Here is a 19,740-nt window from a genome sequence, read left to right on the forward strand (position 1 = left end):
GTCACTTCCTTTTTAGGTATTTTTGGGTGTGTGGTTACCTCATTAATACCCTATATTGAAGGGGGTGGCAAGTTTTTTTGTATAAAAACGCATGAAATCGGGAAAACTAGTAGTTTTTACTAAGAAACTTTTGACAATACGCAATTTTTAACAGGGGGGTTCAGCATGAAAGTAAAACTTGCCGTCTTTTGCCCTGAAAACATCAGGGACAGACTTTCCGCCTATGTTGAGGGAATGGCAGATATCGAACTTTTTCCGTTTGTCTATTCTGAAGCCAGTGAAACGCCGGAATTGGTGGAAAAAGCGTTTATGTGTGATATCTATTTATTTACTGGTGCTCTGCCGTATTTATATGCAAAAGAAATCATTGATAAGAAAAAACTTCCCGCTGTTCAGGTAGATTTTGATGCGTATATGATTTTGACCTCCTTCTATCATGTCAAAAATGATCTGAACAAAGAGCTGACACGGCTTTCCATTGATGTACAGGACGCCAGGCATGTAGACGAGGTTCTTCACGAAATCAGCAGCAGCCGTGACACCATTTATACTTACAGCTACGGAAGCGATCGGGGCACTGATATCAGACGAATCGCGGATCACCATGAGAAACTCTGGAGCGAGGGAAAAATTGATTACGTCCTGACATCTATCAATGAAGTTGATCAAATCATAAAAGAACGCAGCATACCAGGCAGTTGTATGACAATCCCAAAATTGAATCTTATACATGCCATTGAAAAAGCGAAATCAATTGCCGCCATCAACCAATCAAAAAGTGCACAAATTGTGGCTGGTTTTGTCCGTATGAAAGACTTTGAGGCCATTCAGAAGGAAAAAGGCGAATTGTATGTACAGGAGCTGCAGCTGACATTGCACCAGATTTTATTGGATTATTCAAAAAGAACGTATGCATCTGTTTTGTCAAACAGCCATGATCAATTCGCTTTATTCGGGACACGCGGCATGCTGAACCACATCACGAACCATTATCGCGATTTTCCGCTGTTAAAAGAAATGGAACATAAGCTGAATACACCGGTTGATATCGGGTTCGGACTCGGACTGACCGCCAAACAGGCCGAGGACAATGCCAAACTTGCACTGAAAGCATGTGACGGCAAGGACGAAGGAACATGTTATGTCGTTAATGAACGGCGTGATATGATCGGACCGCTCGGTGTCAAAAAAGAATTTAACGCATCCATGCTATACCAGTCTTTGATTCACGAGGCGAAATTAAATAATGAATTATCCTATAACTTCATTGACTTTATCGAAATCCGGAACAATGAGCCATTTTCTTCCAATGATATTGCCAAACATTACGGGGTAACCAAGCGAAGTGCTGAACGGACCATTAAAAAATTGGTTGCGGGTAATGTCATAAAAGCGATCGGCGAAGAAAAGCCATATGTGAAAGGCAGGCCGCGGAAACTGTTCAAGCTGAATCAATGAGCAAACAAAAAGACCGGGTATGTCATATCCGGCCTTTTTCCATTTAGAATTTGCTGCTAAACAAGTTATGACAACCTTATCAAAGATTGATGCTGAGTCAGTAATCAGAACAGGGGCATGATTGTAACGATAAAGTCGATACGATAAGCTTCCGTCCCCTTGAAACGATCATCCTGGCTTTCGGTTTACCGTTAAAAGCCATCGTAATACGTATCCTTAAATCTACGGTGCTATATATTTAATAACGCGCGCACATCTTCTTCACTCAGGCTTGACAGCATCGTCTCACCCGGTTGGATGACCTGATCGATCAGCTCGCGTTTTTTCTGCTGCAGTTCATATATCTTTTCTTCAATCGTTCCTTCTGTCACCAGACGGATCACCTGAACGACATTTTTCTGGCCGAATCGGTGCGCCCGTCCTGTTGCCTGATCTTCAACTGCCGGATTCCACCATAAATCATAAAGAATGACGGTATCCGCACCGGTCAAATTCAGTCCGGTGCCCCCAGCCTTCAGGGAAACAAGGAACACGCTTTTTTCCCCGTCATTGAACCGGTCGCTCATTTGAACACGTTCTTCAGACCCGGTCTGGCCGTGCAAATAGAAATAATCAATACCCTCTTCCTGCAATTTTTCCATAATGATTTCGTGCATGCTGGTAAACTGCGAGAAAATCAGCATCCGTTTGCCATTGGCCACCGCATTACGGACCGTTTCCATCAGCTGATTCAATTTGCCTGACTCACCTTCATAATTGTCCACAAACACAGATGGATGACAGCAAATCTGGCGCAGGCGTGTCAGACCGGCCAAAATTTTCATCCGATTTTGCTGGAAGCCGCTCTCTTCCATGGACTGAGCCGCTTCCTGCTGCAGCTGACGCCAATACCCGACATACAAGTCCTTCTGATCTTTCGTCAGTTCTGATACGTGGACCGATTCAATTTTTTCGGGTAGTTCTTTCAGGACATCCTGCTTGATGCGCCGCAAAATGAACGGTCTTGTCATTGACGCGATTTTGTCGTGTTCAAGTTGTTTGAACTTGCGCTGATTTGGCATCAGTCCCGGTAGAATCACTTGAAAAATCGCCCACAGTTCATCAATCGAATTCTCAATCGGTGTGCCGCTCAGAGCAAACCGCCTGCCCGCCTTAATCTGACGGATGGCCTTGGATGTTTTCGTTGCATAGTTTTTAATGTATTGTGCTTCATCAAGAATCAGTGTCTGAAATGTCTTTTCCTGGTATTGGTCAATATCCTGCCTTAGTGTCGCGTAGGATGTGATCCAGACATCCTTATCACTGTATGCCTCAATCATGTTTTGACGTTCGGACGGTGTCCCGGTTAGAACGGCCACCTGCAAATCGGGCGCAAATTTTTCGAACTCATTTTTCCAGTTATAGATAACCGATGACGGTGCGACAATCAGATGCGGTGTATCGCCGGGCTCTGATAAGATATAAGCAATACTTTGCACCGTTTTCCCGAGCCCCATGTCATCCGCGAGAATACCGCCAAGATGGTAATGGCTGAGCGACTTGAACCATTGGTAGCCCGTCAGCTGATAATTCCTGAGCTCAGCGTTTAAGTTTTCCGGGAGCGGATAGACTTGTTCTTCCGGCGAGCGCAGTTGATGTAAGAGCTTCCGGAAAGCCGGGTCATATTGTTTTGGCGTATCGATCAGTTCATCCACTTGCGTCCCGCGATAAACAGGCATCTGCACATTCCCATCCTGCAAATCAGCCTGCTGTATATCCAAATCATCAAAAAGCTGTTTCATGGACGCAAATTCTTCCCCTTCCAAGGAAATGAATGCGCCATCCTGCAGACGATAGTAACGCTTTTTCTCCATGACGGCATTGAGAACCTGATTCACTTCTTCATCATCAATGCCATCAATATCAAACCCGATATCCAGCAGATTATTCGAGAATTCCAGCCGGACACTTGTACTTGGTGATGGCTGTTTATCAATGAAAAATCGGCGGATCTCATCGGTCATATATAATTCAAGATATTTATCAAGCACCGGCAGCACACTGAACAAAAAGTCGTACAGCGTCTCCTCGTCGATAGGGATATAGAGCTCTTTCCCGTTGTAATGGAAGTTCGCATACTCAATCAGATTCATGATCTGCTGTTCTTTTTCCACATCACGGATAATAATGATCTCATCTTTATCCGGTTCACGCCCATTAAACGGGTCAATCTCATAACGGCCGTAATGGTAGGTCAAGTTGCCGACAATCCAATCATTCTGCAAATCCAAATATAACCTGGATTCGAGCGGCAGCTGGATAATCTCATTTGCGATGTTTTCCGAAATTTGGACATCGCCAACTTTTTTCAGTGACGGAACCACTTGTGAAATAAAAGCATCGGCTTTTTCCTTTGTTATTGGCAAACGATCACTACGTTTACCAGCAGTGATAATTTGGGAAATAACCGGAATCTGTTCTTTCGGCGGAAAATAGAAAGTGCCCTGTGAAAATAACAGATTATAGCGTTCAAAATAGGCGATGGATTCCATGTTGTGCATCCATAAGGACAGTTCGCCGGTTTCAGTTTTAGTCAGATCAAACTGAAATGGGAACTCTCCCTCAGCCATTGTAATGTTTTGATAGTTTCCTCCCGGGGATTTAACGGTAAAGTCACGCTCCGCAAGCATCTTCAGCAGCTGTTTTGCACTCAGCGGCGGAATGATCACCGCCCGTTCCGGAGCATCCATAAACCGGTAGATTTCCCTGTCGTCATATACCTTTTCATTGTTCAAAATGTCATACAGCAACTCGAGAATTTGCATATCCCGTTCATGAAAATAATGGATTTCCGGATTATATGTGAATGTTTTCGTGAAGTAATGCTCGTTGCCGGTAAAAACGTCATCCAGAAATGCCTGAACCTTCTTGACAACAAGAGGCCGGTTTTCACCGACTTTCAATTCCAGAAGCAGATTATGTTCGGCATTCCATCTGCAATAATACGCAACATGCAGTGGTACTTTCTGCAATGTGATTTCCGATGCCGGCTGATAGGTGGTTAATGATGCGATGGCGTTCATCAGCCAATCGGTCGTCCGGTAATCCCTGGACATTTTCACAGGATTATCAATATCACTATTACTGATCTTGATCAAGACCGCTGCGATGTGCTTACAAGGGCCAAAAGTGGCATAGGCCGGACAATCACAATACACGTCCAACGAGCCATTTGAAAGCTCGGATGTGTTGATTTCCACAAAATATTCATCGGACCCCTGAACCGACGCGGACCAGATTTTAAAATTTTTATCATAAATCAGATCACTGACCAGACCTCTATGGTAATATTCCAAGCCGCGCTGATAGACGACGGCTGAAAACATTTTTTGTATATCAATATCGCGTATATGTTTCAAAACACATTTACCCTACCTTCTGCCATCTTCTTAACTATTAATATTGTAAATGACACAACACGGTTTTTAAACTAAAGTCTACTAAAAGGATAGGAGAATTGAGTGGATTATAAACGTGATTTCCAAAGAAAATGCTGGGTAGACAAGACATTCACCCGGTTGAATAATGGAGGTGGTCAATCAAACCAAAATGAGAAACCCCGGTATGTGCCGAAGTTCTCCATTACAAGTATCACTTCATTTTTTCCGGAAGTGCGTGGATGGATGCAATCAGATCGTTCAGTTTGCCTTCTATCCGGTGCAGCAAATAAAATGTCACCATGATCGGAAAGCCAACTTCTGTAATAAAAGATACCCATGTTTCCACTGATATAACCTCCCTCGTCAATTTGAATGTGTGATGCTGCCATGTCGCTTGACTGATTAACCGTTGGACGCTCAAATTTGGTTTGATTATCATGAAATTGAAAATGCCTCCCCCGATTTTGGCTGCAACTCTCCCAAAATAATGTGATCCGTCTGGTTCTGAGTGTGGATCTCCTGACATCGAGAGAATCTCCCTCGAATCGATTGCCGCTCTCCTGGTTTTGAGTATAACGCTCCCAATATTGAGGGCTGCCCTCCCAAAACCGAGTGTTGCTTTCCTGAAATCACAGCACCTTCCCGACTTCCCCTGCTGATTTTAGCAGCTGCTTTTGCAAATAGACCAGAGCAATGGTGCCACTGGTCTTTACCTTATTGTTATGGAAGTTCGATTTCGACAACATTGCGATCCACAATGCGGGCGCTCTTTTTGGAAACAAGATCACCACCTGATGATGTGAATGCATTTTGCGTCAGAATTTCGTCCATTGCACTACTGACCGCGGCCGGATCAACTGGTTCAACAGGTTTTTCCAGCGAATACGTAACGGTCTTGTCGTCTTCATTCAAGAATTTCAATTCAATCTTTTTCACCATTTGCCCTCCTTTCAATGATATATTTCAGTGTTATTCCTGTGTGATTTCCGAGTCGTCGCTGCGTTCGATCGTATAAAGCGGACGCTCCTGAAGATCTGCAACAGCTGTAGCGATTGCATACAACTGATCTGCTGTCGCTTCCGGTTTCACATTGTTAAAAGTTTTTGATTTAAAAATAGTCTCGCCTGTCATCATATCGTCTCCATCATCCAGAATTAATGTCAGTCGGGATCCTACTTTTTGTGCCACAGCCATGTTGATCACCTCCTTTCACTCCTATAATAGAATGAAAGGCGCAAAAAGGGGCATCTTGATAAAAAATATTTTTCGAAAAGTGATGTCCCTTTTTTAAGATGGGCTGCGATTATAGTTATAGGAGGGAATTCCGATTTTTGGGAAACAGTGCTAAAACAGAAAAATCCAGGCAGTCCCTCGGCTGTCTGGATACGGCGGAGGCTATGGTCAGTCTGGTTGTGAATTGTGAACTTTGGCGTTTCCCGTATAAGCTTTGGCGAAAATACTGTGCGAAAACAACATGAACTCTGGCGTTTTTAGTTAGTTGGTTTTTCTTACAACTGCTGTATAAGCAAATATATACCGGTAAAAAACAGTAAAATATACGTCAATTTGCGGAACAGTTCCTGATTGACCCAGCGAAAAAGGATTTGTCCCAGAAATAATCCGATGACGACCATTGGCAGACCCGCTGCACTTGATTTCCAAATCTCTGCTGACGTGCCGGCAAACACAACCTGGATCAGCAAACTGATCGCATAAATCCACAGATAAAATGCCAGCGTTGTCCCGCGCAGCTTTTCCTTTGCTGTGTCCGTTCCGGAAAAGTACAGCAATAACGGCGGTCCAGGCATCCCGATACTCGTTGTGAATGCACCCGAAAAGCCGCCTGCTGCGAGATCGCGTTTTTGTGACCCGTTGATTCGGAAGTTCAGCATCAACAGTACCGTCAAAACCAGGATCAGCATACTGACACCGATCTTCAGCAGAGTCATGTCAAGCGTTAAAAATATCGCAATACCGATTGGCAGACCAGCCAGGCTCCCCGCGACAAAACGCTTTAGTATGCCCATGTCAATATCTTTCTTGATTTTCATGATAAGTGCCGCCGAAATGACGAGTGATAAAATCAGATTGATCTGAATGGCTTCCCGCGGTTCAAACAGTAACAGCAGAAACGGTGTCGCCATGATGGAAAAGCCAAAACCTGTACTTGTCTGTAAAATAGAAGCAACGAATATAATAATCGAAAATAAAATAAAGGATTCCAAATAAACACCTGCTAACACTGAATTGTTTTTTCCAGTATAACAAACAATAAGAAAGACCCGGGATTTTTCTTAACGGGTTCAGTTTTGGGAAAGAAAATACAAAATAACATAAATTTCAGGGATACAAATCACAAGGGTGAATTAGTATCCCTTTTTTATTGATATGACAGTGCTCGATTCAACTTATACAACGAATTAACATACCAAATAACATACGAATTATCAGATGTACATAAATTTATGTACACTTGTTAATATGTCTGCCAAAATGCTTGTTATTTGCAATACTATTTGATGTGATAATTATGGTGTAATAACTTTTCTGATTTTTTAGAAGGTACGAATTCATTATGTTAAAATATACGTATACAACAAACGGGCCATTTTGTGGAATAACTGGTACCGCCTCGAAATGGATTAAGGAGAGAAAAACGATGACGGTAATATTGAAAAAAATGAATTCAATTGAATTCCAACAATATCTAAGTTATGCAATTAAAAACTTTGCAGACGAACAAATTAAGTCCGGTAATTGGGAGCAACAAGGGGCAATTAGTAAGGCAACAGAGGAACACAAAAAGTTATTACCTGATGGAGAGAAAACTGAAAACAACTTTTTATTTACAATTCGTGACGGAGATCTAGAGATTGGAATGATATGGCTAGCACAAAGAAATAAAAAAGGGTTTATTTATGATATTAACATTTGGGAAGGCAACCAAGGCAAGGGTTATGGAAAACAAGCAATGAAGGAAGTTGAAATCGTAGCTAAAAATATAGGATTGGAAAAGATAGGACTTCACGTCTTTGGCCACAACAAAGTGGCAAGGGGTTTATATGAAAAATTAGGATATATAGAAACAAGTGTAAAAATGGAAAAATCATTATAAGTTATAAACCTTATTCCATAATCGGGCGCGATTGTGGAAAAGAAAAATAAATTATAACGCTTTAAAAACGCTCAGAAGATGTCTGAGCGTTTTAGTTTGCTATTTATATTGTTAATTTGCAGGTGAAAATGAAACTAATTAGTGCATTTTTCCCCTCGCTAATAGCATTTTTCTCTCTTGGAACTGAACCCCTTAGGTTTTTCCTCGGGCCTTCCTTTATTTTGAAAGCATTTTAATCACTGATAACCCCGCACGCAACGCGTTTACCGGCATCTCCTGACGGCTGTGATTCATAATCATCGGCATCTGAATGGATCACCAGTGTGGTTCCGCCTTCTTTCAGGAGTGAATTTTCTTCACCCTTATCCAGGGTAACCATCTCTGCTGCCGCATCCGCAAAAACATTTCCCTCCTGATCAACTTCTATGTTAGGCAAATCACCCGCATGCGGGCCCTCCGGATGATCAAAACCATGTTTCGCATCAGTCGGATTGAAGTGTCCACCGGCCGATTTAAAATCCGGCGCTTCACAAACACCATTTTCATGAATGTGGAAGCCATGCGTACCAGGCTCCAGATCAGATGCTTCAAGTGTCACCTTCACACCACGATAAACCGGTCTGATGATGGCAGAACCAACTGCTTCCTTTTCCTGATTATACATAGTCACTTCCACTTTATCCGTATCTTCACTCACATTCCCGGCTGTTTCGATACCAGGATCCGAATAATGACCGGTTTCTTCCATATCATCATCTGTATCCGCACAGCCACCTAAAACAATTGCAAATACCAGTCCGAAAAACAGCATCCATTTTTTCATTAAGTCATTCCCCTTTCAATTAATGGATATATTTTCTAATTTTAGTCTGTGCAAATTTGGCAAACTTATACAGTAACGTGTACGATTTGATATAATAAGGACTAATCATAATAGGAGAGTGATCAAATGGGTATTTTCGATGGTATGATGGGTAATGCATCAGAAGCTGATGCACAAGAGGTTGAAAAAGAACTGGGCGAATTATTATCACCCGGGGAAAATGTGGAACACGCTTATAAGCTTATCCGCGATCTGATGGTATTTACTGACAAACGGCTGATTCTGGTTGATAAGCAAGGTGTAACCGGCAAAAAAATTGAATATCATTCGATTCCTTACAAAAGCATTACACATTTTTCCGTGGAAACGGCCGGCACATTCGATCTGGAAGCCGAGTTGCTGATTTGGATATCCGGAAGTTCAGAACCTGTACAAAAGACGTTTAATAAGCAACTGAATATTTATAAGGTCCAGAGTGTACTCGCTGATTATGTGGCGGGGTAAAAGCATCTCAAGAAAAAGATGCTGGAACCGAAACGCTGTTAAATTTGCAAATCGCGCTGATACATCAGTTAAAGTTCCGATCGACAACCAAAAGCTGATCTCCCACAATGGAAGATCAGCTTTTTTCAATAATACCTATGCTGCAGAAACTTTACGGTTTTTACGCTTTTGACGCGGGTTGTGATGTTTCAAATATGGAATGACCCAGCGATCTAATCCAAAGCGGCCGGCATTGTAACCTGCAACGAGAAGGAAAACGGTGATGAGCACCATTTGAGCATTCGTGCTGACAGTACCGCTGAATAGAAACGCAAAGTTCATTGCAATACCCATTAGTGCCGCAAAGTTGGTGAAAATACCAAGGATGAGTGCTGCACCTACCAGAAATTCACCCCACATGACGATGAAGCTGAAAAGTTCTGCATTTGGCAGTGCCACCATTTCGAGAAAAGCCGCCCACCAACCCTGTACAGCCGGATTTTCGCCTCCCGCACTGGCAATGGCACCCTGGATAAATCCACTGGCGTCAAATCCACCGCTTGTGATCTTTCCAAATCCCGACGTCAGCCACTGATACCCGATATATATCCGCAAAAAGGCCAATATCCCTGCTACGACTTTGTTTTGACGAATGAACGCAAGAAACATGGTCAACATCTCCTTTATTTGTTCATTATTTCACAATTGATTTGAAAGATATATCTTTTTTTCACTTATATTATAACATCATAATGATAAAACCAATATAATATTGTTCATCATTTCACAATATAGTAACAAAGATATGGCGGAAATATGAACATATCCTTGTTTCCACCAGTATTAATGTTTAATCTTCTATTTTACTCAGATTCAGTACATTCATAATGACAACAAATATCGCCGCAAAGAATGTAAAAATGACTTCTACGCCGAGACGTCCGATGAAATAAAAGCAGACAAATGGCTCGAAGAAAATGATTGCTCCGATGTATCCAGACTGGGATAACCATTTATTTGCAGAAGTCGTCGACAAGTTCCAACTTCCACTGAACAAGAAGTATGGTAAACTATCATAAGGTGTGCAGCAAAATTTAAGCCTGCCTTGACTATCCCGCAGAATGCGCCACGTCTGATCCTTGATGAACCAACGTCCTTCATGGATATCCCATCCAAACAGCTGCTCATCGAGATATTAACCGATTGGATGGATCAGGGGGAACGCAGAATTGTTATGGCCAGTCATCAAATTGCAGATATTATGAAACTTGCAGACTATTTGTACGTATTACAAGACGGGAAACAGTTCGATACATTTGAAAAAGAAGAGCTGCTGCAGTGCTACCGGATATACTGGGTGGCACCCCGCCTTCCCGAAGAACCGATTCCAAGCGAAGTGGCACGGGAAAATCAGTCCATTATATCCGAGGCGCCCAACGAAACGGAAGCTTTTTTCCGTGACAGACATGTGACCATAACCCACCAAACAGCTTTGGATCCGGGAGAAATTTTGTCATACCTGCTAGAGCAGCCATAACGGAAGGAGGGATATTTTATGATCGTACCCATTTTATATGTGATCGTCATTCAAATTGTGCTGCCCGCTGCTTTTATATACAGTCTGTGGCGAGCCAAAACCGAAAACAGACTTGATTGGATTATACAGCTATTATTTACCATCACGTTTATTGTCTGGCTGTTTCTTTCAGGTAGATGGGATTGGACAGGATACTATTTCAAATATATATGGCCCATTCTACTGATGCCGGCTGTTTACTTTTCCTGGAAAAAGACAAAAAATCTACCGTTCCGTACGCCATTGAAAACAGGTCAAAAGGTTTCAAGGGGCATCTACATTTTTCTGCTGCTTATCTTCGGACTGTATAATATCAATGTTTTCAGCGGTTATACAACGGGAGATGACGCCATCGACCTTGATTTTCCTTTACAGGAGGGAACCTATTATGTCGGGCATGGCGGCAGTTCCACGCAGCTCAATTACCATAACGGCTACGAGCCACAGCAATATGCCATTGACATCGTCGCTCTGAATTCGTTTGGCTTCCGGGCGAACGGATTGTACCCGAAAGACCTCGAGAAGTATGCGATTTATGGCGACACCCTTTATGCACCGTGTACAGGGGAAGTTGCGGAAATAAGGGAAGGACTGCCTGATTTGACTCCGCCAGAAATGAACCCTGAAGAACCTGAGGGAAACTATGTCGGACTCAACTGTGAGGGGACGGAAGCTACCCTCTACATCGCACATATGCAGGAAGACAGTGTTGCTGTGAGTGAAGGCGATACAGTAAAAACCGGGGAGGCGATCGGAGCTGTCGGAAATTCCGGCAATACATCCGAACCGCACTTGCACATTCATGCGGAAAAAGATGGTGTCGGTGTGCCCATCACATTCGACAATGCATTTTTAACGCGAAATGATTTGATTCGAACAAATTAGAGAGGTGGAACATGTATGGGAACTATGCTGACTGTCGACAAGCTGGAAAAGTCATTTAAAGGAAAACAAGTCATCCGAGATGTCTCATTTGATGTCCGGAAAGGCGAGATTATGGCAATACTGGGCCCGAATGGCGCGGGTAAATCAACAACGATCCGTAACATCATGGGAATCATGTACCCCGATCAGGGCACCATTTCCTTTCAAGGACACGACAAAATTCCGCGCCATAAAATCGGCTATCTGCCGGAAGAACGCGGCTTGTATAAAAACGTGAAAGTGATGGATATCCTGCTTTACTTGGCAGAACTCAAGGATTACCCACTGAAAAAAGCAAAGGAACGTGCACTCAATTATTTGAAAAAATTTGACCTCGAGGGACAGGAAAACAGTTCAGTTGAGGAATTGTCAAAAGGCATGGGGCAGAAAGTGCAATTCATTTCTTCCATTATCCATGAACCGGAACTTTTAATTCTGGATGAGCCATTTTCCGGACTGGATCCGGTCAGCCAGGAATTGTTCAAAACAGAAATCCGCAACCTGGCGGAAAACGGCACAGCTATCCTGTTATCCTCGCATCAGATGAATCTGGTAGAAGAAATGTGTGACCGACTGTTCATGATGCATAACGGTGATCGAATCATTTATGGGGATATGGATGATGTCAAAGAAAGATATGCCAACTTTAAATGCACAATACGCGGCAAAAATGACTTGCATGAGCTGGAACGCCTGCCGGATATTGAACGTGTCGAACAGGATGAAGACACCTCTGTACTCTATCTTGCACGGGATGTAGAGCCGATCAGCTGGCTGAAGAATTTGCCAGACAGCCTGTCTGTCCAGGAATTATCGATTGACCGCATATCATTGCACGAAATTTTCATCGATATTGCAACTGACGGAAATATTGCACAGAAAGAAGGTGCTGCAAATGCGTAATGCTATGAAGGTAGCTAAATGGGAAATCAAACGCAATTTAAAAAATAAATCATTTTTAATCGGGATGTTCTTGACCCCTGTTTTGTTTTTAGGATTTATGTTCCTGGGAAGCCTTTTTGGTGATTCAGATGACGATAGCGCCACAAAAGTTTTTGTCAGCGATGAACTTGGCATGTTTGAAGATTTAAAGGAAACGGTTGATGCCAGTGATTTGAATTGGGAGTTGGGAACAACAGACATCAATGAAGAAAATGTGGGCAGTGAGCTTGAATCGAATGAAAACACCGCTTATATTTTTCTTGATGAGCGTGCACTGAATGATGGCACCATTCCGGTATATACGAGTGAAGAAATCGGGCAGGGTTTTATGAATCAGGTACAGATTCTGTCCAACCCGGTCAAAACCCTTCAGATGCAGCAGCTTGGCCTGACAGATGAGCAGCTTGCCGCTGTTTCCATGAATATTGAATTCGAGGAAACAACGTCAGAAGATCTGGCTGCAGCTGATAACGGCGAAACGGCAGAGAGCAGTTCATTTCTTGGGGAAAACCCATTTGAACGTATTATTCCTGGAGCTTTTGCCGCCATCATCCTGTTTTCCATCGTGATTTCCGGGATGTATATTTTCCAAAGTGCGTCCAATGAGAAAAAGGACAAAATTGCCGAGATCATTTTATCATCGGTTACACCTGGTGAGTTGATGCAAGGAAAAGTGATCGGCTATTTCGGTCTGGGCATGATTCAGGCAGTTGTATTTCTGGCGTTTGCCATCCCGATCAGCATATGGAAACTTGATGATATACCAATTCTGGAATACTTGCTTGTACCTGAACTGATTTTACTTGTTGCCATTGCCAAATTGGGATACTTCCTGTTTGCTGCGCTGTTTGTCGGTGTCGGCGCAACCATGGCAGATATGTCATCTGCCGGCAACTTCCAGGGTATGGTCATGATGCTCCCGTTTTTGCCGTTCATTTTCATTGGTCCGGTTATCAGCGACCCAAGCGGATTGTTCGCACAGATTGGCACCTATATTCCGTTTACCACGCCTGGTGTATTACTGATGCGGCTGACAGTGATGGAAGAATGGCCATGGGTGGAAATCATCATCGCACTGGTAATTCTGGTCGTAAGTATCTGGATTTTCATGAAACTGGCAGGGAAAATATTCAAGACCGGTATTCTTATGTACGGAAAAAATGCCACACCGGCTGAAATTTGGAAGTGGATCAAAGCATAAAGTGAAACTTCATTCAGCGGGTACTTTTCCCACTTAGAATAATGAACAAAGACTAAAACCGCCACGTGCTGTGGCAACACCTTTGTGACCTGCATCGTACAGGCCCAAACAGAATCGGACATTTACGGACAGTTAGCCGCTGTTTTTTGGTGGGTTACTGTCCGTTAAATACGGGATAATGTGTAAAGGGAGCCTTGCGTGGCAGCACCTTTTTTTGCTGGCGGGCTTCGGTGGGATTGAGAACAAAGCGAGTGCGGCATAGGTACCATTTCGCGCGACACCTAGTCCAGATCGCGCGACGGAGGTACACTTACGCCGATCGAATACAAAACATGCCGATGGAATCTCATTTCGCACTGATAGAATCAGAAGAAAATCACCCAAAGCAGATTTTCGCCATTTAAAATGGAGCACCGTACTTGGCTGCTCCATTTTTACATTTATTCACCCAAATCAAGACGCCATTCCTGTTCCGGGTACAGCGGCATTCGTTCGGCACGGTAAGCCTGTCTGTGGCTTTTCTTTTCAAATCCTGAGATGACGAGTTCATATACTATGTCAGCTGGCTGTTCAGCGCTCACTTCCACAATTCTGCTGTTCATACCATTATCCGCCTCAACATAGCCGGACGTCAGCAGCCGGTTGCCAGTATCATGCATATAATCCGCATCCCCGACAATACTGGAATAAAAGTCCTCACCACGTTCCTCACCAAATGACCATACCTCTTCAACGGTCATTTTTTCCGGATTGATTCGGTACTGGACGCCTCGACTGAACTGCTCACTGAGCGGATCTTTTCCGCGGGTGATCACAATATTATTATCAAACAACAAATAATCATTGGTCGCCGCATTATTGTCAATGTCCGGCATCGTCATCGGGGCATGTGGGCCGGCTGGGAATTTAAAGTCTTCACCCTTTGGCTCCAGCAAATATTGGTCATAAGCATCCGGCCATTTTTCATGATCGGCTAAAATCCAGTCAACTTCCCCGTCCGGATAAGACATTTTCATAATCAGATCCTGATGGCGGCTGGAGACGAGAATTGAATCGTCTTCTTCCACATACCAGATGGCATTCTGATGAAACCAGTCACCATCATTGGAAAAAACGCCACCATAATCTTCATAAAAGTCTTCCGGAAATAAATCACGGAAACTGAAATCCCGTACTGTTTTGCCGGTTTTACGGTCAATCTCAATCATTTCATCTTCAATATATGACGATTCCATATCGTGCACGGTTGCCAGCAAATTGCCATTCGGCAGTTCAATAATGCCATGATGCACAACATTTGTATCCTCATAATTTTCCAGCTGGATCAGATAGGAATTGTACACTTTTCCGAGCATGTCCATCTCAAGGACTTCATTGTACTGATTCTGTCCTTCCTCTTTGGTTATGTATAGCACATTTCCATTATCCAACCGCTTAAAAACGTGAGAATTCCATAACGTCGAATACCAGCGTACGTCGGCATTATGGTCAACCGCATAAACATAGCGGGTGCTCGGTATTACAAAGGTCAGACCATTTTCCATTTTTCCCGGGTGGGATTCGGCCGTTTCATTTGTTAAAAAATCATCCGGTAATGGCTCTGTTTCGACCGTAAATGTGCTCTCGGCTGTATCTCCTGTTTCGTCCGCTGCTTCAATGGTTACCGTATTTTCATAATCCGGATAGAGTCCAAGTACAGGGATGGCATGTTCCGTTTTCAATTCATCATAAGAACGCTCAACATCGCCATGTTCATCTTTTCCCTCCACGGTGACAGTGATTTTGACAGGTTCGTCCGTTTCAAACACGGCCAGCGCTGTTAGCGGAGCTGCGCCATATGGATTACGTTTCACAAAAGGATTTTCCAATGAATGCGATTCTTGAGCATATTCTTCCTGAAGCGCTTGTTCCAGCCCTTCCTGTTCCTCCATACGGCGTGTATCATAAGTGGAAAGCTGTTCCACTTCACCATCAGGGTGAAATGAAACAGTTGTGCTTTCCGATGTTTCCACCTTTTCATCAGCACCTTCACTGGTAGGGACGGACGTATCACCGGTGAATTCGATGACGATAAAAAACACCACCATGATAACCGCCAGTACAACAAAGGTTGCCAAGGCTTTCCTCATTATGCCACCGCCTTCCATTATTAAATTAGTCTCAGGATATGCAAAACCCATCTTTAAGTATAAATGATACAAGTGATGGCTACAAGCAACGCCGTAACGCGTCATTGAACAAACGTATAGATGAGGGCATCGTGAATTAGCAAACAAGCCATAAGGCTCAAGGTTTAGCTGTTATATATCGCATAAAGTTCCCGGTGTACAAATTAATATGCTGCATACTGAATCATTAAACTGACATCCTAACGACTAAGGAGATGTTATTATGCGACTATTATTCATAGGTTTAAGCATCTTATTACTTCTATCCGGCGGTATGACTTCGGGCTTTGACCCGGTCAGTGTTCAGGCAGAAAAGGATACCCCGTCTTATGCGAAATGGGGACGGCTTGCGATGCAGGAAACCCAGTCCAGGTATCCTGACGCTGACATTATCGATTACCTGCATCGAGGTCGTGAGGATAAAAATACGACGTCCGTTGAGAAATTCAAGCTGTGGCTGCAGGAAGATGAGAGGGAGTTCGGTGTGTTCATTGATATTGAATTCCATACTGAAACCGAAGAGCTCATCGATATCACATTCAGAGAAATATCCCGATAACCCTATTCCTCTGCTTCCAGTGTGAACGATTCGGTACTGTCACCCCATTCAACGGTCACCTCAATCACATCGCTCTGCCGTACCAGTTGATCACTGAAGTTTGTAAAAACGGTGTCATCCGGCTGAGTCTCGTTGAAAGTCAGACTGGTCTCCGAGCTGCCTGTCGGTGTCTGATATTCATAGCACATCTCGTTAACAGAAGAAAGTCCATCCAATGACCCTTTATACGTCAGCCTGAATTCCGACTGTGCTTTCTCCTCACGCTGAAGCACCTCGTCCTCCTCATGAAAGACTTCCTCCCCTTCCACTTCAAAGACCGCACGCCAGTGCTCACTCTCACCGGTAAATGTATAGTCATGTGTCATGACATCTTTATTTTTTGATTCAGTATTTTCCGAATCGACGGCAAGCGTTACAACAATGGCCAATAAGACAAAGCCCACAATGGCGGTGATACCTTTTCGCCGTTCCATGATTGATCACGTCCTTTCTATATTTTATTCATCAGTGAAAAATGGCCTTCATCAGTAATTTCTTAATTCACCAGACTATTCTGCATGCTGTCCTGTGTATCAGCACGTTCCTGCTTTTGATCAGCGATTTAAAACTAAAAGCTCCTTCATAAATCCGCCAAATCCGGGAAAACTTTAACCGAGGTGATAGCATGGATAAAAATGATTTGAGACTGACATCGGCTGAGATTGGGACATTGTGGAGCGAGTATGTCAATGGCACAGCTGTCAACATTGTTAACAAATATATGTTTTCCATCATAGAAGATGAACATATAAAAGCGTTGTTTGAAGAAGCCATTCATACATTTGAAGCACAAAAAAGCCAAATCGAAACATTTATCAAACATGAAGGGTTTCCAGTGCCAATAGGCTTCACTGATTCCGATCAGATCAGTGGAGCGAAACGCTTATTTTCAGATATATTCTGCTTGCATTATTTACACCTTATGACGACACACGGACTGCTGGGACATATTGGTTCGCTGTCGGCTTCCACGAGAAAGGACCTGCGCGCGTTTTATGATGCCTGTGACAACGACGGAAAATTATTATACCAAAAAACGACCGATTTATTGCTGGAAAAAGGACATTTTCAGCGGGATCCGTATTTCTACCCGGAAGGAAGTCCTGAATTTGTATCCGGACAACAATTTCTCACCAAATTTTTCGGAAAAAACCGCCCGTTAAGTGCAGTGGAAATCATTAATATTTCCTTTAATATCAAGAAAAAAATCATGGCCAAAACCCTTTCCATCGGTTTTAGTCAGGTAGCGCAATCCAAAGAAGTCAGGAAATTTTTGAAAAAAGCGCAGCAAACATCCGATCAACAAATTCAATCACTCAGCAATATATTACGGGGAGATAATCTGCCTGTACCAATGTCGTGGGAATCGGAGGTAACAACCTCGCAGGAATCGCCTTTTTCGGATAAATTGATGCTGTATCACACTGGATTCCTGCTTCAAACTTCACAGGCATATCATGGTGCGGGGCTTGCAACGGGTATGCGGACAGACCTTATAACAGCCTATGAAACAATCGTCCTGAAAAACCTGATGGTCGTAAAAGAGTGGTTTAATATCATGACGAAAAATAAATGGTTTGAACAGCCGCCATTGGCCCCAGACCGTAAAAATATCGCAAAAGACAAGTAAGGTGTACCAAGTTTTATTAAGGAGCAAACCCGTAAAAAATGAGGATGAAGATGAAAAGCGCCATATAACCAGCTGGGATGAACATGATAATGACCGCGGCAAACACCAGCCATTTCACCCATGCCCTTATAAAAAAAGCCCGTGTCCATTTATATAATTTATAGCCGATTAAACTAAATAAAGGAATCACGAATAAAAGCGCAAAACTACTGATCCAGTTAAAATGCTTTGAAAATCCGCCTTCCACAGGAGCATCATACAATTGATATTCGATTGAAATGTAGATGCTACCGGTCATCATGATAATGGACAGTAATGTAAAATAGGTCAGAACACTTATTTTGACGCTTCTTTTTTCACCTTTGACCATTAACATTATTATGGCCAGCAGCATAAGCAGCATGATGGTTTTAAACAACTTGTCACGTCCTGTTGATAAAGTTCATTGAGATGTTTTTTCCCATTGGAGAAGGGAAACAGGGCTAAATACTCGGGCAGCCTTGAAAAAAGGGAAGACGTTTTTATTCGTGTGATACATCGCTGCCGCAGGTTTCTTTATTGAAAAAGCGACTTAAGATTTGGACAACACTTGACCGGTTATTTTGGTTCACTCACCGGCAGTTCCCCTTTTTTGAACTTGCTCTTCTCATCAAGCCCAATTCCGAAACAAAGTAAATATCCCCCTGAACAGCCATTTGAACGCCCAGATGATCAATTCCGGTACATAAAGAAATAGCTCCGAAATCCAGCCCCGGCCCCTTCGCTTTCCCGCCTTTTTTGAGTCGTCATAGTCACCATATTTAGCCGCCATCTTTTCCCACCTCACAGTTGATTTCTAAATCTGTTAACCTTTATACGAATCATATGTGTCAAAAGTTTCCCGAATGCGCAGAAGCAACCATCCTGTGCCCCCGCTTGAATTTTTAATGTCTCTGTGACAGAATACAAACGTCATTCGCCTCCAGCCATTTTATTCATACACCATTACCTATTTCTTCTCGATAGCTTAGGAAAATCCTTCTATTTTTCTAAAACTTTCGAATGATTTTTTAGCTGATGCGTTTTGAATTTTTATGTAGTGGAAATTATGATGTAATATAAAGGAGAGGATTTAATGGGGAAATTACGTTTATTTATGACTGCGACCACCTTTATATTACTTTTTGCCGCGCTTGCCCCGACCGTCCAGGCAGATGATGGGCGTACATACAAAGTCGGGACCAATGTTTTGAACGTCAGATCCGCTCCATCGCATAGTGCTAATGTGGTCGGTCATCTTATGAGCGGAGACCAGGCGGTTGTTTTCCAGGAAAAACACGGATGGGCGCAAACATATTATGATGGACAAGTCGCCTGGGTGGCAGCACACTACCTTTATCCGGCTGAAAACAACACAGCCGTTC

General features: G+C 43.1%; 21 protein-coding genes. 10 read left to right on the forward strand and 11 right to left on the reverse strand.

Annotation, left to right across the window (positions count from 1 at the left end; genetic code table 11):
* Positions 1 to 165 precede the first annotated feature (165 nt).
* Positions 166 to 1,458, forward strand: coding sequence for a hypothetical protein (locus tag VK080_RS11370; RefSeq protein ID WP_324224880.1), 1,293 nt, complete (start codon positions 166 to 168; stop codon positions 1,456 to 1,458).
* 230 nt (positions 1,459 to 1,688) lie between these two features.
* Here VK080_RS11370 and VK080_RS11375 read toward each other — a convergent pair whose 3' ends face one another.
* The 5 genes from VK080_RS11375 to VK080_RS11395 form a co-directional block, all read right to left on the reverse strand.
* Positions 1,689 to 4,856 (reverse strand): DEAD/DEAH box helicase, encoded by a 3,168-nt coding sequence (locus VK080_RS11375; RefSeq protein ID WP_324224881.1) that lies wholly within the window; start codon positions 4,854 to 4,856, stop codon positions 1,689 to 1,691.
* A 232-nt stretch (positions 4,857 to 5,088) separates the two neighbouring features.
* Entirely contained in the window at positions 5,089 to 5,223 is a 135-nt protein-coding gene (locus VK080_RS11380; RefSeq protein ID WP_324224899.1) for a YvrJ family protein, read from the reverse strand.
* Between the two features lie 374 nt (positions 5,224 to 5,597).
* Complete coding sequence (locus VK080_RS11385) at positions 5,598 to 5,813, reverse strand: DUF2922 domain-containing protein (protein WP_324224900.1); 216 nt, start codon at positions 5,811 to 5,813, stop codon at positions 5,598 to 5,600.
* A gap of 33 nt (positions 5,814 to 5,846) precedes the next feature.
* On the reverse strand, positions 5,847 to 6,071 hold the full coding sequence (locus VK080_RS11390) for a DUF1659 domain-containing protein (protein WP_324224882.1): 225 nt from the start codon (positions 6,069 to 6,071) through the stop codon (positions 5,847 to 5,849).
* Between the two features lie 314 nt (positions 6,072 to 6,385).
* On the reverse strand, positions 6,386 to 7,102 hold the full coding sequence (locus VK080_RS11395) for a sulfite exporter TauE/SafE family protein (RefSeq protein WP_324224883.1): 717 nt from the start codon (positions 7,100 to 7,102) through the stop codon (positions 6,386 to 6,388).
* 434 nt (positions 7,103 to 7,536) lie between these two features.
* On the opposite strand from VK080_RS11395, the gene VK080_RS11400 reads away from it, so the two are divergent.
* Positions 7,537 to 7,992: a GNAT family N-acetyltransferase gene (locus tag VK080_RS11400; protein WP_324224884.1), complete on the forward strand. Its 456-nt coding sequence runs from the start codon at positions 7,537 to 7,539 to the stop codon at positions 7,990 to 7,992.
* A gap of 232 nt (positions 7,993 to 8,224) precedes the next feature.
* On the opposite strand, the gene VK080_RS11405 is transcribed toward VK080_RS11400, so the two are convergent.
* Entirely contained in the window at positions 8,225 to 8,815 is a 591-nt protein-coding gene (locus tag VK080_RS11405; protein WP_324224885.1) for a superoxide dismutase family protein, read from the reverse strand.
* 126 nt (positions 8,816 to 8,941) lie between these two features.
* On the opposite strand from VK080_RS11405, the gene VK080_RS11410 reads away from it, so the two are divergent.
* The gene (locus VK080_RS11410) at positions 8,942 to 9,319 is read left to right on the forward strand and encodes a PH domain-containing protein (protein WP_324224886.1); all 378 of its coding nucleotides are present in this window, start codon (positions 8,942 to 8,944) and stop codon (positions 9,317 to 9,319) included.
* Between the two features lie 135 nt (positions 9,320 to 9,454).
* Here the strand turns inward: VK080_RS11410 and VK080_RS11415 are convergent, their stop codons facing one another.
* Complete coding sequence (locus tag VK080_RS11415; RefSeq protein WP_324224887.1) at positions 9,455 to 9,967, reverse strand: DoxX family protein; 513 nt, start codon at positions 9,965 to 9,967, stop codon at positions 9,455 to 9,457.
* A gap of 181 nt (positions 9,968 to 10,148) precedes the next feature.
* Complete coding sequence (locus VK080_RS11420) at positions 10,149 to 10,334, reverse strand: hypothetical protein (RefSeq protein WP_324224888.1); 186 nt, start codon at positions 10,332 to 10,334, stop codon at positions 10,149 to 10,151.
* 69 nt (positions 10,335 to 10,403) lie between these two features.
* Between VK080_RS11420 and VK080_RS11425 the strand changes: the two genes are divergently transcribed.
* The 4 genes from VK080_RS11425 to VK080_RS11440 are packed head-to-tail and all read left to right on the forward strand — an operon-like array spanning position 10,404 to position 13,941.
* Entirely contained in the window at positions 10,404 to 10,835 is a 432-nt protein-coding gene (locus tag VK080_RS11425; protein WP_324224889.1) for a hypothetical protein, read from the forward strand.
* An 18-nt stretch (positions 10,836 to 10,853) separates the two neighbouring features.
* Positions 10,854 to 11,759 carry a M23 family metallopeptidase gene (locus VK080_RS11430; RefSeq protein ID WP_324224890.1) on the forward strand — a complete coding sequence of 302 codons (906 nt, stop codon included), beginning with the start codon at positions 10,854 to 10,856 and terminating at the stop codon, positions 11,757 to 11,759.
* A gap of 15 nt (positions 11,760 to 11,774) precedes the next feature.
* Positions 11,775 to 12,701, forward strand: coding sequence for an ATP-binding cassette domain-containing protein (locus VK080_RS11435; RefSeq protein ID WP_324224891.1), 927 nt, complete (start codon positions 11,775 to 11,777; stop codon positions 12,699 to 12,701).
* Positions 12,694 to 13,941 carry an ABC transporter permease gene (locus tag VK080_RS11440; RefSeq protein WP_324224892.1) on the forward strand — a complete coding sequence of 416 codons (1,248 nt, stop codon included), beginning with the start codon at positions 12,694 to 12,696 and terminating at the stop codon, positions 13,939 to 13,941. The genes VK080_RS11435 and VK080_RS11440 overlap by 8 nt, the downstream gene beginning before the upstream one ends.
* Positions 13,942 to 14,381: 440 nt before the next feature.
* Here the strand turns inward: VK080_RS11440 and VK080_RS11445 are convergent, their stop codons facing one another.
* Complete coding sequence (locus VK080_RS11445) at positions 14,382 to 16,070, reverse strand: aryl-sulfate sulfotransferase (protein ID WP_324224893.1); 1,689 nt, start codon at positions 16,068 to 16,070, stop codon at positions 14,382 to 14,384.
* A 262-nt stretch (positions 16,071 to 16,332) separates the two neighbouring features.
* Between VK080_RS11445 and VK080_RS11450 the strand changes: the two genes are divergently transcribed.
* A complete protein-coding gene (locus tag VK080_RS11450; protein WP_324224894.1) occupies positions 16,333 to 16,668 on the forward strand; it encodes a DUF3889 domain-containing protein in 336 nt (111 codons plus the stop codon).
* A 2-nt stretch (positions 16,669 to 16,670) separates the two neighbouring features.
* Here VK080_RS11450 and VK080_RS11455 read toward each other — a convergent pair whose 3' ends face one another.
* Positions 16,671 to 17,141 (reverse strand): hypothetical protein, encoded by a 471-nt coding sequence (locus tag VK080_RS11455; RefSeq protein ID WP_324224895.1) that lies wholly within the window; start codon positions 17,139 to 17,141, stop codon positions 16,671 to 16,673.
* Between the two features lie 191 nt (positions 17,142 to 17,332).
* On the opposite strand from VK080_RS11455, the gene VK080_RS11460 reads away from it, so the two are divergent.
* Entirely contained in the window at positions 17,333 to 18,337 is a 1,005-nt protein-coding gene (locus tag VK080_RS11460) for a DUF3231 family protein (protein WP_324224896.1), read from the forward strand.
* A gap of 16 nt (positions 18,338 to 18,353) precedes the next feature.
* On the opposite strand, the gene VK080_RS11465 is transcribed toward VK080_RS11460, so the two are convergent.
* Entirely contained in the window at positions 18,354 to 18,755 is a 402-nt protein-coding gene (locus VK080_RS11465) for a hypothetical protein (RefSeq protein ID WP_324224897.1), read from the reverse strand.
* A gap of 696 nt (positions 18,756 to 19,451) precedes the next feature.
* Between VK080_RS11465 and VK080_RS11470 the strand changes: the two genes are divergently transcribed.
* Positions 19,452 to 19,740: SH3 domain-containing protein (locus VK080_RS11470; protein WP_324224898.1), on the forward strand; the 289-nt coding region annotated here is incomplete at its 3' end.

Origin of the sequence: Lentibacillus sp. (assembly GCF_035301925.1) — a bacterium.
In the GTDB taxonomy this organism is placed as follows: Bacteria; Bacillota; Bacilli; order Bacillales; family Amphibacillaceae; genus Lentibacillus.

Excerpts from the sequence above, each read along its gene's own strand:
- VK080_RS11370 (WP_324224880.1), top strand. The coding sequence starts at position 166 with ATGAAAGTAAAACTTGCCGTCTTTTGCCCTGAAAACATCAGGGACAGA.
- VK080_RS11390 (WP_324224882.1), bottom strand. The coding sequence starts at position 6,071 with ATGGCTGTGGCACAAAAAGTAGGATCCCGACTGACATTAATTCTGGAT.
- VK080_RS11400 (WP_324224884.1), top strand. The coding sequence starts at position 7,537 with ATGACGGTAATATTGAAAAAAATGAATTCAATTGAATTCCAACAATAT.
- VK080_RS11405 (WP_324224885.1), bottom strand. The coding sequence starts at position 8,815 with ATGAAAAAATGGATGCTGTTTTTCGGACTGGTATTTGCAATTGTTTTA.
- VK080_RS11410 (WP_324224886.1), top strand. The coding sequence starts at position 8,942 with ATGGGTATTTTCGATGGTATGATGGGTAATGCATCAGAAGCTGATGCA.
- VK080_RS11415 (WP_324224887.1), bottom strand. The coding sequence starts at position 9,967 with ATGTTTCTTGCGTTCATTCGTCAAAACAAAGTCGTAGCAGGGATATTG.
- VK080_RS11430 (WP_324224890.1), top strand. The coding sequence starts at position 10,854 with ATGATCGTACCCATTTTATATGTGATCGTCATTCAAATTGTGCTGCCC.
- VK080_RS11435 (WP_324224891.1), top strand. The coding sequence starts at position 11,775 with ATGGGAACTATGCTGACTGTCGACAAGCTGGAAAAGTCATTTAAAGGA.
- VK080_RS11440 (WP_324224892.1), top strand. The coding sequence starts at position 12,694 with ATGCGTAATGCTATGAAGGTAGCTAAATGGGAAATCAAACGCAATTTA.
- VK080_RS11445 (WP_324224893.1), bottom strand. The coding sequence starts at position 16,070 with ATGAGGAAAGCCTTGGCAACCTTTGTTGTACTGGCGGTTATCATGGTG.
- VK080_RS11450 (WP_324224894.1), top strand. The coding sequence starts at position 16,333 with ATGCGACTATTATTCATAGGTTTAAGCATCTTATTACTTCTATCCGGC.
- VK080_RS11455 (WP_324224895.1), bottom strand. The coding sequence starts at position 17,141 with ATGGAACGGCGAAAAGGTATCACCGCCATTGTGGGCTTTGTCTTATTG.
- VK080_RS11460 (WP_324224896.1), top strand. The coding sequence starts at position 17,333 with ATGGATAAAAATGATTTGAGACTGACATCGGCTGAGATTGGGACATTG.